Below are 14,180 nucleotides of genomic sequence, written 5' to 3' on the forward strand. Positions count from 1 at the left end.
CTTTTGTCATTGCGGCCTTTTCGCAGCACAAGGCTGCTCCTACAAGGAAAAGCGTCTGATTCGATATTCAACTGTTCATGTGCACTGCCGATGAAGTAAGGGCACAATGCCACTATTGATCTGCCGGGTTGGAGATTACCCTTGTTTCGTTTTAACGCTGTTCGCGCGAGTCACTTCCTGCCTTCGCTGATTCTTTTGCTGGCAGGACTCGCCGCGGCCTATGTGAGAGACCTCAGTGTCTTTTTCACATCGCTGTTCAACGTCCTGCCCACCTTGGTCCTGCTGCTGGGTGGCGCCTACTGTGCGGTGTACCGTCGCCAGCGCGAGCTGTTCCTGATGCTCACGGTGTACATCGCCTACTACCTGCTCGACACCCAGACCGACTTCTACCGTGACCATGGCCGCGTTCGCGAGGACGCGGCGGTGATCTTCCATCTCGTGTGCCTGCTGCTACCCGCCCTGTTCGGGCTGTATGGTGCCTGGCAGGAGCGCACCCACCTGCTGCAGGACCTGGTCGCCCGTGGCGCCGTGCTGTTCGCCGTGGGTAGCGTGGCGGTGGCCCTGGAGCAAAGCTACCCCCAAGCACTACTGACCTGGTTGGCGGAAATCCGCTGGCCAACCTTGCATGGCCAATGGATGAGCCTGATCCAGATGGTCTATCCGCTGTTCCTCGGCGTGTTCATCCTGCTGGTGGTGCAATACCTGCGTGCACCACGGCCGCTGCACGCTGCGCAGGTGATGGGCCTGCTGGGCATTTTCTGGATGCTGCCGCAAACCTTCATCCTGCCGTTTACCCTGAACATCATGTGCAGCCAGGTCATGCTGATGATCGCCGCAGCGGTGGCGCACGAGGCCTACCAGATGGCTTTCCGCGACGAACTGACCGGCCTGCCGGGGCGCCGTGCGCTGAATGAGCGCATGCAGCGCCTGGGGCGCAACTATGTGATCGCCATGACCGATGTCGACCACTTCAAGAAATTCAACGACACCCACGGCCACGACGTCGGCGACCAGGTGCTGCGCCTGGTTGCCAGCCGTCTGTCCAAGGTCACCGGGGGTGGCCGTGCCTACCGCTATGGCGGCGAGGAGTTCGCCCTGGTGTTTGCCGGCAAGACTGCCGAGGAATGCGTGCCCCATGTGGAAGCCGTGCGCGAAATGATCGCCAACTACGTGATGCACCTGCGCGACCAGCACAACCGCCCGCAGGACGATACCGCCGGGCGCCAGCGGCGGGCGGGCAGCAGTGGGGGTACGGTTTCGGTCACCATCAGCATCGGTGTGGCGGAGCGCCAGGCCGATCATCGTAACCCCGAAGCGGTGCTGAAATCCGCCGACCAGGCGCTGTACAGCGCCAAGGGCGCAGGGCGCAATTGTGTCATGGTGCATGGGCAACAAGCGCAGCGAGGGGCGGTGCGCACGGCGTGACCGAGTTAGACTATACGGTCTATTGATGACCCTATGTCTCGTAAAAGTTGTTCGGTTACACTGCCTTCAACCCAGTGTCGCGGTTCCCCGAGACCGCCCCGACCCGAGTAGCGAGAGGTTGTCATGGCTGAATATAAAGCGCCCCTGCGCGACATGCGCTTCGTTCTGAATGAAGTCTTCAACGTGGCCGAGCAGTGGGCGCAGTTGCCCGGGTTGGCCGAGGTTGTCGATGTCGACACAGCCATGGCCGTGCTGGAAGAAGCCGGCAAGGTCACCGCCAAGTCCATCGCACCGCTCAGCCGTGCCGCCGATGAAGAGGGCTGTCACTGGGAAAACGGCGCGGTAAGTACCCCAGCCGGTTTCATTGAGGCGTACAAAACCTACGCCGAAGGCGGTTGGGTGGGTGTGGGTGGCGACCCGCTGTTCGGCGGTATGGGCATGCCCAAGGTCATCTCGGCCCAGGTCGAGGAAATGGTCAACGCCTCCAGCCTGTCCTTCGGCCTGTACCCGATGCTGACTGCTGGCGCCTGTCTGTCGATCAACGCCCACGCCAGTGAAGCGCTGAAGGAAAAGTACCTGCCAAACATGTACGCCGGCGTGTGGGCCGGTTCCATGTGCCTGACCGAGCCGCACGCCGGTACCGACCTGGGCATCATCCGCACCAAGGCCGAGCCCCAGGCCGACGGCAGCTACAAGGTCAGCGGCACCAAGATCTTCATCACCGGCGGCGAGCACGACCTGACCGAGAACATCATCCACCTGGTGCTGGCCAAGCTGCCGGACGCACCGGCGGGGCCGAAAGGCATTTCGCTGTTCCTGGTGCCGAAGTTCCTGGTCAATGAAGATGGCAGCCTGGGGGCGCGCAATCCGGCCACCTGCGGCTCGATCGAGCACAAGATGGGTATCCAGGCCTCGGCCACCTGCGTGATGAACTTCGATGAAGCGGTCGGCTATATCGTCGGTGAGCCGAACAAGGGCCTGGCGGCCATGTTCACCATGATGAACTACGAGCGCCTTGGCGTTGGTATCCAGGGCCTGGCGTCGGCCGAGCGCTCCTACCAGAATGCCGTGGAGTACGCCCGCGACCGCCTGCAGAGCCGCGCCCCGACCGGGCCACAAGCCAAGGACAAGGCCGCTGACCCGATCATCGTCCACCCGGACGTGCGCCGCATGCTGTTGACCATGAAGGCGCTGATCGAGGGTGGCCGTGCCTTCTCCAGCTATGTGGCCATGCAGCTGGACAGTGCCAAGTTCAGCGAAGACAACGCCGTGCGCAAGCGCAGCGAAGAACTGGTGGCACTACTGACGCCGGTTGCCAAGGCTTTCCTCACCGACCTGGGCCTGGAGTGCGCGGTGCACGGCCAGCAGGTGTTCGGCGGGCATGGCTACATTCGCGAGTGGGGGCAGGAGCAACTGGTGCGTGATGTGCGTATCACGCAGATCTACGAAGGCACCAACGGCATCCAGGCCCTCGACCTGATGGGGCGCAAGGTGGTGGCCAGTGGTGGGGCGTACTACCGGCTGTTCTCCGACGAGATTCGCCAGTTCATTGCCAGCGCAGGTAGCGAGCTGGATGAATTTGCCAAGCCGTTGGGTGCCTGTCTCGATCAGCTCGACGGGCTGACCGAGTGGGTGCTGGAACAGGCCAAGGGCAACCCGAACGAAATCGGGGCGGCTTCGGTCGAGTACCTGCATGCCTTTGGTTATGTCGCCTACGCCTACATGTGGGCACTGATGGCGCGGGCGGCGAAGGCGGGTGAGGGGGATGAAGCGTTCTATACGGGCAAGCTGGGTACGGCGCGGTTCTACTTTGCGCGGTTGCTGCCGCGGGTGAATTCGCTGGTGGCTTCGGTGAAGGCGGGGAGTGAGTCGTTGTACCTGCTGGATGCCGAACAGTTCTGACAGATATGGGGACTGCGTAGCAGTCCCTGCCGTGTAAGCTTTTTCCTACACAACGTGGTGACTTTTCACCACTGTTCTCAGATTGGATCCACGGTTATTCTTTACCACATGGACGTTGCGCAGGAAGCGCAAAGGACAGATCAAGGACGACGACGAAGGACCACCTGCCAGGATGGCGGGGCGATACGGATGTCACAGGGAAACAGTCTGGAAAACCCCGCTTCGGCGGGGTTTTCTTTGTGCGCGGGTTTTTCAGCCCAGCATATCCAGCGGTGATGCACCCAACAGGCGGGCGTCCGTCTCTTCCTCCAGCAACGTGCGCAGCAGCTCCACAGAGGCCTGCTGGCGCTGGGCATCGCGGAACACCAAGCCAACCTTCAGCGGTACCCGTGGCTCGCTCAACGGCTTCCACAGCAGCCCCTGGTCATCCTCGGCGGCCTCCTTGGCCCGCCCCGGCAAGATGGTGGCCAGCGCGGTATGGGCCAGGCTGTCGAGAATCCCCGCCATGTTGTTCATCTCTGCCTGCACCTGCGGCCGACGCCCCTGGCTGGCCAGCTGCGCCTGCCAGATCTGGCGGATCTGGAATTCCTCGCCCAGCATCAGCATGGGCAGCTCGGCGGCCTGGCGAATGGACACCTTCTTGAAGTCCTTCAGCGGGTGGGTGGCGGGGATGACCAGTTGCAGTTCATCTTCATAGAGCAGCAGACCATGCAGCCCCGGCTGGCGTGGCGGCAGGTAACTGATACCGATGTCCAGGCTGCCATTGAGCAAGCGCCGTTCAATCTCCAGCCCTGACAATTCGTAGATCTGCACCACCAGGTGCGGCTGTGCCCTGCGCAGGCGTTCGAGCAGCTGCGGCACCAGGCTCGGCCGCACGGTCTGCAGCACGCCGATGGCCAAGGTACGCAGCGACTGGCCCTTGAAGTTGCGCATGGCCTCGTGGGCGCGCTGCAGGCCGTCGAGCAACGGCAGGGCGTGGTTGTACAGGGTGTGGGCGGCCAGAGTCGGCAGCAGGCGCTTGTTGCTGCGTTCGAACAGGCTCAGGTCGAGGCTGTGCTCCAGCTGGCGGATCTGCTGGGAAAGCGCTGGCTGGGACAGCGACAGGCGCTCGGCGGCGCGGCCCACGTGGCCTTCTTCATACACCGCGACGAAATAACGCAGTTGGCGGAAATCCATAAGTGATACTTATCGAAAATGCTGGAAAAACGAAATGGTCGAAAACCCTCGCGAGGCCTAGTCTATCGCCGTATTCCAACGGGTTACAGCGATGAATCGATCGATTGTTACTCCGGATGAAAAACACTTTTGATAGGCAAGGCAAAATATCGAGTGCTGCACCAAGACCGCACCGTGACCGCCCCTGTCGTGATTGGTTGGAGCCCTGATGAACCTGTTCAACCTGCGCCGCCCGGCCCCTGCCGCCGTCGCCGAGCCCAAGCGTGCGCCGGTGATCTTGCCGGAAGCGCCACAGCTGTCGCGTGAGTGCCTCATGCCCAGCAACGAACGCGCAGCGCAGGTATTCGTGCGTGGCCAGGGCTCCTGGTTGTGGGACAACGAAGGGCATGCCTACCTGGACTTCACCCAGGGTGGTGCGGTCAACAGCCTGGGCCACAGCCCCAGTGTGCTGGTGAAGGCGCTGGGCAGCCAGGCCCAGGCGTTGATCAACCCGGGCTCGGGCTTCCACAGCCGTGGCCTGCTGGGGCTGGTCAACCGCCTGTGCCAGAGCACCGGCAGCGACCAGGCCTACCTGCTCAACAGCGGTGCCGAAGCCTGCGAAGGTGCGATCAAGCTGGCGCGCAAGTGGGGCCAGCTGCACCGCAACGGCGCCTATCACATCATCACCGCCACCCAGGCCTGCCATGGCCGCAGCCTGGGCGCGTTGTCGGCGTCCGACCCGCTGCCGTGCAACCGCTGCGAACCGGGCCTGCCGGGCTTCAGCAAGGTGCCATTCAACGACTTGGCGGCGCTGCACGCGGAGGTGGACTCGCGCACCGTGGCGATCATGCTCGAGCCGATCCAGGGTGAGGCGGGTGTCATCCCGGCCACGCAGGAATACCTCAAGGGTGTGGAAACGCTGTGCCGGGAACTCGGCATCCTGCTGATCCTCGACGAGGTGCAGACCGGCATCGGCCGCTGTGGCGCGCTGCTGGCCGAGGAAACCTACCGCGTGCGCGCCGACATCATCACGCTGGGCAAGGGCCTGGGCGGTGGCGTGCCGCTGGCGGCCTTGCTGGCCCGGGGCACGGCGTGCTGCGCCGAGCCTGGCGAACTGGAAGGCAGCCACCATGGCAACGCGCTGATGTGCGCTGCCGGCCTGGCTGTGCTGGATACCGTGCTGGAGCCTGGCTTCTTCGCCCAGGTGCAGGACAACGGCCGCCACCTGCGTGAAGGCCTGAGCCGGCTGGCTGGGCGTTATGGCCAGGGCGAAGTGCGCGGGCAAGGCCTGTTGTGGGCCCTGCAGATGAAAGAAAACCTGGCCCGCGAGCTGGTGGCGGCTGCCTTGCATGAAGGCCTGTTGCTCAACGCACCGCAGGCGGATGTGGTGCGTTTTTCGCCAGCGTTGACCGTGAGCAAGGGCAACATCGACGAAATGCTGCTGCGCCTGGCCCGTGCCTTTGCCCGCCTGCATGCCCAGCAGCAGGCCCGCCGCGAAATGCCAGCCTAGCGGCCTGGTGACATCGAGAATTCTACGAACCGTCTGGCGTTCCTGCGCATCGCCCTTGGCCTGTCTCATTCGGCCCGGGGCGTTTTTTTTTGCCTGTTGAACCTCTGTGGCGGGCGGCTAGTCTCTGATGTAACCCCTTCAGGAGATACTCGCATGGACTTTATACGCATCATCATCGCCATCATCCTGCCACCGCTGGGCGTGTTCCTGCAGGTGGGGTTTGGCGGGGCGTTCTGGCTGAATATCTTGCTTACCTTGCTGGGGTACATTCCGGGGATCGTGCATGCGGTGTACATCATCGCCAAGCGTTAAGCGGCGAGCACGGTCCCTGTAGGAGCAGCCTTGTGCTGCGAATAGGCTATTACAGGCACGGCAAATGCGCTTGCCATGAGGGCCCTTTCGCAGCGCAAGGCTGCTCCTACAAGGGGTGGCCCGGCTTACTGCCCTAACACCCGGCAATAGAACTTCCATTCTTCTTCCAGCGCATGCGCCAGGTTCTCCGCCTTGCGGAACCCGTGCCGCTCCCCCGCGTAGAAGTGCCCTTCAGCCTCGATCCCGTTAGCCTGCAGCGCCGCCAGCATCGACCGCGTCTGCTCCGGCACCACCACCGCATCCAGTTCGCCCTGGAAGAAAATCACCGGTACCTTGATCTGCCCCGCATGCAGCAGCGGCGTACGCTGGCGATAGCGCTCGGCATCCTGCAGCGGGTCGCCGATCAGCCAGTCCAGGTAGTCCCCTTCGAACTTGTGGGTGGCCCGGCCCAGGGCAACCGGGTCGCTGACCCCGTACAGGCTGGCGCCGGCGCGGAACACATCATGGAACGCCAGGGCGCACAGGGTGGTGTAGCCGCCTGCGCTACCGCCGCGGATGAACGCCTTGCGGCTGTCGATCAGCCCACGTCCGGCCAGGTATTCCACCGCCGCGCAAGCATCGGCCACATCGCTTTCGCCCCAGCGCAGATGCAAGGCCTGGCGGTATTCACGGCCATAGCCGGTGCTGCCCCGGTAGTTCAGGTCGGCGACGGCGAAGCCGCGTTGGGTCCAGTACTGGATGCGCGGGTCGAGCACGGGATAACAGGCCGAAGTCGGCCCGCCATGGATGAACACCACCAACGGCGCGGCACCTTGCGAGCGGGCTGCTGGGTAGAAGAAGCCATGGGCGCGCTGGCCGTCACTGCCGTAGTGGATCGACTGCGGCAGGCTGATATGCCTTGCCGGCAGCACTTCGGCGCCACCAGCCAATACGCTGACCTCGTGGTTGCTGCGGGCGATGGCGATGACCGCCGGCGGGCTGATCGGCGAGGCGGCTATCGCATACAGGTGTTCTGCATCCATGGCCAGGCTGCGAAAGCGCGTGTAGGCGCTGGCGAAACGCTCCAGGCGGCCTTCGGCTGTGCGCAGCCCCAGTTGCCCGAAGCCCTCTTCGAACCAGCTGGCCAGATAGCTTCGCGGCCCCAGCGCCAACCAGGTACTGGCGCCCAGTTGCCAGGGGGCTGCGGCGTGGTCCGCCGGTTCGGCAGGCAGGGCCTGCCAGCAGCCATCGACCTCGCCCCAGGGTTGCCAGAAGCCATTGCGGTCAGACAGGCAGTAGAGTCGGCCTTCGCTATCGAAGCGCGGCTGCTGCAGCGATTCGTCAGCGCCGGCCACACATTGCACGGGCCCCCAGTGGCCACTTGCATCACGTGTGCGGCACATCAGCCTGGTGACGGTCCAGGGTTGTGCCGGTCGGTCCCATTCGACCCACGCCAGGCGCTGGCCGTCGGAACTTACCGTAGGCGATGCATAGAAGTCGGCTCCCTCGGCGAGCACTTCGCGGGCTTGTTCACCCACGGCGACCAAGCGATGCTCGACCCGTTCGCCATGCTGCTCCTCGACCGCCAGCACCAGGCCGTCGTGCCACTGCACATCGCCGTAGCGGCAGCTGGCATCATCAGTCAGGGCGCGCGGTACCGCGCCTTCCAGGGTCTGGGTATAGACCTGCTGGTCCTTTTCATTGACGAACAGCAGCCCATCACCACCCAGGCAAAAACTGCCACCGCCGTATTCGTACACCCGGCTACGTACGCTGAAGCCATCAGGTGTCAGGCAGCGGGCCTGCTGGTGCTGCCAGTGCCAGATGCGACAGGCACCATCGGCCGGGCGAAACTCGTTCCAGAACAGCCCCGCGGCGCTGACCTTGAGTTCGGCGAAGTCGGTGCCGGCCGCAACTGCCTGGGCCGCGCTGAACTCAGCCGCGGACGATGACACGGGAGTTTCGTTCATTGCGGAAGGTCATCTCTTCAATGGTGAGCTGGGCGCTTTCCGCCTCTTCGCGGGCCTTGAGGATGATGCCGTGGTCGGCCGACTTGGCGCACACCGGGTCGGCGTTGCTGGCATCGCCGGTGAGCATGAAGGCCTGGCAGCGGCAGCCGCCGAAGTCATTTTCCTTCTCGTCGCAGGAACGGCAGGGTTCGGGCATCCACTCATAGCCGCGGAAGCGGTTGAAGCCGAACGAGTCGTACCAGATGTGGTGCAGGTCGTGGTCGCGCACGTTGGGGAACTGCACCGGCAGCTGGCGGGCGCCGTGGCAGGGCAGGGCGGTGCCGTCCGGGGTGATGGTGAGGAACAGGTTGCCCCAGCCATTCATGCAGGCCTTGGGGCGCTCCTCGTAGTAGTCCGGGGTGACGAAGATCAGCTTGCACGGGTTGCCCTCGGCCTTGAGCTTTTCCCGATACTCGTTGGTGATGCGTTCGGCCCGTTCCAGCTGCGCGCGGGTTGGCAGCAGGCCCAGCCGGTTGAGGTGGGCCCAGCCGTAGAACTGGCAGGTGGCAAGCTCGACGAAGTCGGCCTCCAGGGCGATGCACAGCTCGATGATGCGGTCGATCTTGTCGATGTTGTGCCGGTGGGTGACGAAGTTGAGCACCATCGGGTAGCCATGGGCCTTCACCGCACGGGCCATTTCCAGCTTTTGCGCAAAGGCCTTCTTCGAGCCGGCCAGCAGGTTGTTGACCTGCTCGTCGCTGGCTTGGAAGCTGATCTGGATATGGTCCAGGCCGGCCTTCTTGAAGTCGGCGATGCGCGCTTCGGTCAGGCCGATGCCCGAGGTGATCAGGTTGGTGTAGTAGCCCAGCCGGCGGGCCTCGCCGATCAGTTCGGCGAGGTCCTGACGTACCAGCGGTTCTCCGCCGGAGAAACCGATTTGCGCGGCACCCATTTCCCGGGCTTCGGCCATCACCTTGAACCACTGCTCGGTGCTCAGCTCCTGGCCCTGGGCTGCGAAGTCCAGCGGGTTGGAGCAGTACGGGCACTGCAGCGGGCAGCGGTAGGTCAGCTCGGCCAGCAGCCACAGCGGCAGGCCGACTGCGGGCGTGGGCGGTAACTCAGGCGAGGACGATCCAGTGTTCGGCACGGGCCACCTCCATGAACTGCTCGATGTCATCGGCCACTTCCGGGACACCGGGGAACTGTTGTTCGAGTTCGCTAATGATCGCGGCAACGTCGCGTTGGCCGTCGATCAGGCCACCAATCAGGGCTGCGCTGTCGTTGAGCTTGATCATGCCCTCTGGGTACAGCAGCACATGGCCCTTTTGCGCCGGCTCGTACTGGAAGCGGTAGCCGGGGCGCCAGGCTGGCACTTGATTACGGTCGAAACTCATAGGGTGATCCCTTTGTGCCACACCCGTTCCTGGGTGACGGAGTGATAGGGCGGGCGGTTCAGCTCGTAAGCCATGCTCATGGCGTCGAGCATGCTCCAGAGAATATCCAGCTTGAACTGCAGTATCTCCAGCATACGCTCCTGGCCCGCGCGGGTGGTGTAGTGCTGCAAGGTAATCGCCAGGCCGTGCTCCACGTCACGCCGGGCCTGGCCCAGGCGGGTGCGGAAGTATTCATAGCCGGCCGGGTCGATCCACGGGTAGTGCTGCGGCCAGCTGTCCAGGCGCGACTGGTGGATCTGCGGGGCGAACAGCTCGGTCAGCGAGCTGCTGGCCGCTTCCTGCCAACTGGCCCGGCGGGCGAAGTTGACGTAGGCGTCCACGGCAAAGCGCACACCGGGCAGTACCAGCTCCTGGGAACGCAACTGGTCCGGGTCCAGCCCCACGGCCTGGCCCAGGCGCAGCCAGGCTTCGATACCACCGTCCTCGCCGGGCGCGCCATCGTGGTCGAGCAGGCGCTGGATCCACTCGCGGCGTACTTCGCGGTCCGGGCAGTTGGCCAGGATCGCGGCATCCTTCATCGGGATGTTCACCTGGTAGTAGAAGCGGTTGGCTACCCAGCCCTGGATCTGTTCGCGGCTGGCGCGACCCTGGTACATCGCCACGTGGTACGGGTGATGGATGTGGTAGTAGGCGCCCTTGGCGCGCAGGGCCTGCTCGAATTCGGCAGGGGACATTGGCAGTGCGTCGCTCATTCGGCTGGCTCCTGTATAGCTGAGTCTCGGCGCGATCCCTGTGGGAGCGGGTTTACCCGCGAACACCGGCGAAGCCGGTGCCATACACTGTGTGGGATTCTTCGCGGGTGAACCCGCTCCCACAGGGCCTGTGTTGCTTGTGCGATCTGGCTGTTACAACTCGATACTCATGCCATCGAAGGCCACTTCCACACCCCGGCGCAGCACTTCGGCACGCTCGGGCGAGTCTTCGTCGAGAATCGGGTTGGTGTTGTTGATGTGGATAAGTACCTTGCGCTGGCGCGGGAAGCCATCCAGCACTTCCAGCATGCCGCCGGGGCCGTTCTGCGCCAGGTGGCCCATCTCGCGGCCGGTTCGGGTGCCCACGCCACGGCGCTGCATTTCATCATCTTCCCACAGGGTGCCGTCGACCAGCAGGCAGTCGGCGCCATGCATCATCGTCAGCAGCTTGTCGTCCACCTGGCCCAGGCCCGGGGCGTAGAACAGCTTGCCGCCGGTGCGGGTGTCCTCGACCAGCAGGCCAAGGTTGTCGCCCGGGTGCGGGTCGAAGCGGTGCGGCGAGTAGGGCGGCGCGGCGCTGCGCAGGGGGAACGGGGTGAAGCGCAGGTTGGGGCAGGCGTCGATGACGAAGCTGCCTTCCAGCTCGATGCGGTTCCACTGCAGGCCACCGTTCCAGTGGCTGAGCATGTTGAACAGCGGAAAGCCCGTGGTCAGGTCCTGGTGGACCATGTCGGTGCACCACACCTGGTGCGGGCAGCCTTCGCGCAGGCTGAGCAGGCCAGTGGTGTGGTCGATCTGGCTGTCCAGCAGGATGATGGCGTTGATGCCGGTGTCGCGCAGGGCACGGGCCGGCTGCATCGGGGCAAAGGCCTGGAGTTGGGCGCGGATGTCGGGCGAGGCATTGCACAGCACCCAGTGCACGCCATCGTCGGACAGGGCGATGGAGGACTGGGTGCGCGGCGTGGCCCGCAAGGTGCCGTCACGCAAGCCCTTGCAGTTGACGCAGTTGCAGTTCCACTGGGGGAACCCGCCGCCGGCGGCGGAACCGAGAACCTGGATGTACATGGCCACTCTCTCTGCAGAAACCGTAGCGAAAAAACGAAAACGCCCCGGCAGGCCGAGGCGTTGAACCGTAAGCCGGGCTTAGCGGTTGGCGAAGTACATGGTGACTTCGAAGCCGATGCGCAGATCAGTGTATGCAGGTTTGGTCCACATGGAATTACTCCTTCCGGATGAGGGGGTGGGTTTGTCAGCTACTACTTGGGTACCGCCATTGGCTGGAGGTTCCCATGGCTGGGATTGCGCTATCTTACAAGAAAAATTTGTACCGAAAGGTTAATTATTCGAAAACTCCGTTGCGGTTTTCGTAACAATCATGGGTTTGAACCCAGCCAGGAAGTATCTGGTGCGACTGCGTTGGCAAGGCATAGCCAAGTGGAATCTTTATCGAGCAAGTGGTTCAGCAACTGGTCCATATCCGTCTGCCGCGTTTTCAGGATAGACCTGCGCAGCGCATCCAGCCTGCCGGGTTGTGTGGCCAGGAATGTCTGCCACGCCCATTCGGCGACTTCGGCGTTGCCCATCGCCGGTTCATCGAATTGCCTGGCCAGGGCCTGACGAGCGGCAGGGGCCAGGGTAACGCCCTGGCGCAGCAAGGCGAGCAGGTGGTCGAGGATCTGTACCTGGCTGGCATGAGGCGACTGGACCCCGAACAGCAGGCCGCCGACACCCTCTACCTGACGAAAGGTACTGAATACCGCATAGCCGAGTTGCAGTTCTACCCGTAGCCGTTGGTAAACCGGCCCTTGCAGCAACTGCGCGAGCAGGCGGCCAGCGGCTTCCATGGCCGCTGGCAGTGGGCAGAACAGCAGCAGGGCATGCTCACTGCCGGGTACTTCGGCATGTTGCCAACGGTGGTTGGCTAAGGCGGGCAGAGGGCCAGGCGCTGAGCCTTGCCCAGGGCAGTGCTGCAGCACGGTGCCCAATGCGTTCAGGGCGCCATCGTCGAAGCCGGCAGCCAGGCTGTGCCAGCGTGCTTGCTGCCACAGTTTGTCGAGATGCGTCTGTGCCAGGGTGCAGGCCGCAGGAGGTGCAGGCGTGGCGCCCAGCACGGCGTCGGGCAGCTGCTTGAGCAGGGCCCGGATGGGAATCAGTGCCGGAGGCTGCGTCGAACTGGGCAGCCAGCTGCCTGCCGGGGGCTTGCGCATCAGCGCCAAGGCTTGGTCTACAGTGCGCAGTACCGCTGCCGGCAGCCCGGTGCAGCGAAGTTGCCAGTATTCGCCAGCGGCACTGAACTGCAACTGCACCGATACGCGCTCGCAGCGCTCCTGCAGGGGGTGCAAGGCGCGTTCGAGCAGCGCATGCAGCCGCTGGCGCAACGGCGAAGGGACATGCCAGCGCAGGTACAGCGCCGCGTACTGACGAGCACCAGGCAGCTGGTCGCTGACTTTCAGTACCGCTGGCAGCGGGTGCGGCCTGGCATCAGGCAAGTCGGCCAGGAGCAAGGGGTCGACTGCGGGCAGTTGCCAATGCCCATGTGCGCGGCCCGGCAGGCCTTCCAGCAGGGCACGGAGCGCCTGCAAGCCTTGTGTGTCCAAACCGCTGAACGGCTGGCCGGCGCTGTCCCGGCGGGCCAGCTCAAGCGCGCTGGCACTGCGTTCGCGGCTTTGCTGCAGCAGCTCGAATTCGGCACTCAATTGCTCAGGGGCGGCCTGGCGGATGAAGCCGAACCAGCCCTGCAACAGGGCATCGGCTTCCTCTGGGCAGGCGTCCTCGCTCAGCTTCAGGTCAATGTGCCACAGCAACTGCCCGGCAAAGGCATACAGCGCCTCGGCCTTGAAGCCTTGCAGCCAGCCACGCTGGCGAAGCGCATGCAGCCAGGTGCCCGGGCGGCTATCGCCGAGGCAGGCGATCAGCAACTCAAGGGCCTGCTCGGCACCTGCCGGCAGGTTTTCGTGGCTGAACAGCAGGTGCGTATCGGACGTCGATAAAGGCGGTGGCAGAGCTTGTGGCACCCGTTCACCTGTTGCGAACAGCTTGGCATGCTGCCGGCCCAGTAATTCCAGTTCATCCAGCGGTTGCGGGCCGCACAGGCTCAGGGTGACCTGGCCGCCTTGGTAGAAGCGCTGGTGAAAGCCACCCAGCGCTTGCTGGAAGGCAGGGTCCTGCAAGGCCAGGGTGTGCCGGTTACCGGCATGAAAAGCGCTCAATGGATGGCCGGGCGCTGCCGATTGCAGCAAGGCGAACTGCTGCTGGGCCTGAGGGTTGCGCGACCAGGCAATGAACTCGGCATGGATTACTTCGCGTTCGCGGCGTTGGCGCTCGATGCCCAGGTCTGGTTCGGCCAACATCTGGCACAGGCGCTCCAGCCCCCCGGCCAGGGCGCTGGGCGGGACCTCGAAGAAGAAGTCGGTGGTGCGTTCGCGGGTGCTGGCATTGACCTGGCCGCCGAGGGCCTGCACATAGCGCATCAGGCCGTCGTCGAGAGGGAAGCGCGAGGTGCCGAGGAAGAACAGGTGCTCCAGGAAGTGGGCCAGGCCGGGCCATTTGGTCGGCGTGTCGTGGCTACCCGCGTGCACCCGCAGGGCCGCGGCCGAGCGCTTCAGGCGCGGGGCGTGGCGCAGGGTCAGCTGCAGGCCGTTGGCGAGGGTGAGGTGGCGGGTGGCGTCAGGCATGGAAACTCCGGGGCAGGTGTTCATGCTAACCCATTTGTGTTGGCAGGCTTGGCCCTATCGCCGGCAAGCCGGCTCCCACAGGGAATGCACATGCCTTGAAACCGGTGCGGTCGAGGTGGGAGCTGGCT

General features: G+C 64.1%; 12 protein-coding genes. 4 read left to right on the forward strand and 8 right to left on the reverse strand.

Annotated features, from left to right (window positions below):
* Nucleotides 1-141: 141 nt before the first annotated feature.
* Nucleotides 142-1,425, forward strand: coding sequence for a GGDEF domain-containing protein (locus tag E5221_RS02330; protein ID WP_039613233.1), 1,284 nt, complete (start codon nucleotides 142-144; stop codon nucleotides 1,423-1,425).
* Nucleotides 1,426-1,548: 123 nt separating this feature from the next.
* Complete coding sequence (locus E5221_RS02335; protein ID WP_247846817.1) at nucleotides 1,549-3,327, forward strand: acyl-CoA dehydrogenase C-terminal domain-containing protein; 1,779 nt, start codon at nucleotides 1,549-1,551, stop codon at nucleotides 3,325-3,327.
* A 252-nt stretch (nucleotides 3,328-3,579) separates the two neighbouring features.
* Here E5221_RS02335 and E5221_RS02340 read toward each other — a convergent pair whose 3' ends face one another.
* Nucleotides 3,580-4,503 carry a LysR family transcriptional regulator gene (locus E5221_RS02340; protein WP_247846818.1) on the reverse strand — a complete coding sequence of 308 codons (924 nt, stop codon included), beginning with the start codon at nucleotides 4,501-4,503 and terminating at the stop codon, nucleotides 3,580-3,582.
* A 208-nt stretch (nucleotides 4,504-4,711) separates the two neighbouring features.
* On the opposite strand from E5221_RS02340, the gene E5221_RS02345 reads away from it, so the two are divergent.
* Nucleotides 4,712-5,992, forward strand: a complete 1,281-nt coding sequence (locus E5221_RS02345; RefSeq protein ID WP_102083375.1) for an aminotransferase class III-fold pyridoxal phosphate-dependent enzyme — start codon at nucleotides 4,712-4,714, stop codon at nucleotides 5,990-5,992.
* A 153-nt stretch (nucleotides 5,993-6,145) separates the two neighbouring features.
* Nucleotides 6,146-6,304: a YqaE/Pmp3 family membrane protein gene (locus E5221_RS02350; protein ID WP_009681539.1), complete on the forward strand. Its 159-nt coding sequence runs from the start codon at nucleotides 6,146-6,148 to the stop codon at nucleotides 6,302-6,304.
* 125 nt (nucleotides 6,305-6,429) lie between these two features.
* On the opposite strand, the gene E5221_RS02355 is transcribed toward E5221_RS02350, so the two are convergent.
* The 7 genes from E5221_RS02355 to pqqF all read right to left on the reverse strand — a co-directional run bounded on the left by E5221_RS02355 (nucleotide 6,430) and on the right by pqqF (nucleotide 14,052).
* Nucleotides 6,430-8,253, reverse strand: coding sequence for a S9 family peptidase (locus E5221_RS02355; protein ID WP_247846819.1), 1,824 nt, complete (start codon nucleotides 8,251-8,253; stop codon nucleotides 6,430-6,432).
* Nucleotides 8,219-9,379 (reverse strand): pyrroloquinoline quinone biosynthesis protein PqqE, encoded by a 1,161-nt coding sequence (pqqE, locus tag E5221_RS02360; RefSeq protein ID WP_247846820.1) that lies wholly within the window; start codon nucleotides 9,377-9,379, stop codon nucleotides 8,219-8,221. Before pqqE ends, E5221_RS02355 begins: the two co-directional genes overlap by 35 nt.
* Nucleotides 9,351-9,626 (reverse strand): pyrroloquinoline quinone biosynthesis peptide chaperone PqqD, encoded by a 276-nt coding sequence (pqqD, locus tag E5221_RS02365; protein ID WP_004375207.1) that lies wholly within the window; start codon nucleotides 9,624-9,626, stop codon nucleotides 9,351-9,353. Before pqqD ends, pqqE begins: the two co-directional genes overlap by 29 nt.
* On the reverse strand, nucleotides 9,623-10,378 hold the full coding sequence (gene pqqC, locus E5221_RS02370) for a pyrroloquinoline-quinone synthase PqqC (RefSeq protein ID WP_061550893.1): 756 nt from the start codon (nucleotides 10,376-10,378) through the stop codon (nucleotides 9,623-9,625). The genes pqqD and pqqC overlap by 4 nt, the downstream gene beginning before the upstream one ends.
* 153 nt (nucleotides 10,379-10,531) lie before the next feature.
* Nucleotides 10,532-11,443 (reverse strand): pyrroloquinoline quinone biosynthesis protein PqqB, encoded by a 912-nt coding sequence (gene pqqB / locus E5221_RS02375; RefSeq protein ID WP_024086143.1) that lies wholly within the window; start codon nucleotides 11,441-11,443, stop codon nucleotides 10,532-10,534.
* A 78-nt stretch (nucleotides 11,444-11,521) separates the two neighbouring features.
* On the reverse strand, nucleotides 11,522-11,593 hold the full coding sequence (gene pqqA / locus E5221_RS02380; protein WP_003243383.1) for a pyrroloquinoline quinone precursor peptide PqqA: 72 nt from the start codon (nucleotides 11,591-11,593) through the stop codon (nucleotides 11,522-11,524).
* 158 nt (nucleotides 11,594-11,751) lie between these two features.
* Nucleotides 11,752-14,052, reverse strand: a complete 2,301-nt coding sequence (gene pqqF / locus E5221_RS02385; protein WP_247846821.1) for a pyrroloquinoline quinone biosynthesis protein PqqF — start codon at nucleotides 14,050-14,052, stop codon at nucleotides 11,752-11,754.
* Between the last annotated feature and the right edge of the window lie 128 nt (nucleotides 14,053-14,180).

It is taken from the genome of Pseudomonas sp. A2 (assembly GCF_023100865.1).
Classification (GTDB): domain Bacteria; phylum Pseudomonadota; class Gammaproteobacteria; order Pseudomonadales; family Pseudomonadaceae; genus Aquipseudomonas; species Aquipseudomonas asiatica.

Bases quoted from the DNA above. Each gene is read 5' to 3' on its own strand.
- E5221_RS02350 (WP_009681539.1), top strand. From the start codon at position 6,146: ATGGACTTTATACGCATCATCATCGCCATCATCCTGCCACCGCTGGGC.
- E5221_RS02340 (WP_247846818.1), bottom strand. From the start codon at position 4,503: ATGGATTTCCGCCAACTGCGTTATTTCGTCGCGGTGTATGAAGAAGGC.
- pqqC (WP_061550893.1), bottom strand. From the start codon at position 10,378: ATGAGCGACGCACTGCCAATGTCCCCTGCCGAATTCGAGCAGGCCCTG.
- E5221_RS02335 (WP_247846817.1), top strand. From the start codon at position 1,549: ATGGCTGAATATAAAGCGCCCCTGCGCGACATGCGCTTCGTTCTGAAT.
- pqqF (WP_247846821.1), bottom strand. From the start codon at position 14,052: ATGCCTGACGCCACCCGCCACCTCACCCTCGCCAACGGCCTGCAGCTG.
- pqqB (WP_024086143.1), bottom strand. From the start codon at position 11,443: ATGTACATCCAGGTTCTCGGTTCCGCCGCCGGCGGCGGGTTCCCCCAG.
- pqqD (WP_004375207.1), bottom strand. From the start codon at position 9,626: ATGAGTTTCGACCGTAATCAAGTGCCAGCCTGGCGCCCCGGCTACCGC.
- E5221_RS02345 (WP_102083375.1), top strand. From the start codon at position 4,712: ATGAACCTGTTCAACCTGCGCCGCCCGGCCCCTGCCGCCGTCGCCGAG.
- E5221_RS02355 (WP_247846819.1), bottom strand. From the start codon at position 8,253: ATGAACGAAACTCCCGTGTCATCGTCCGCGGCTGAGTTCAGCGCGGCC.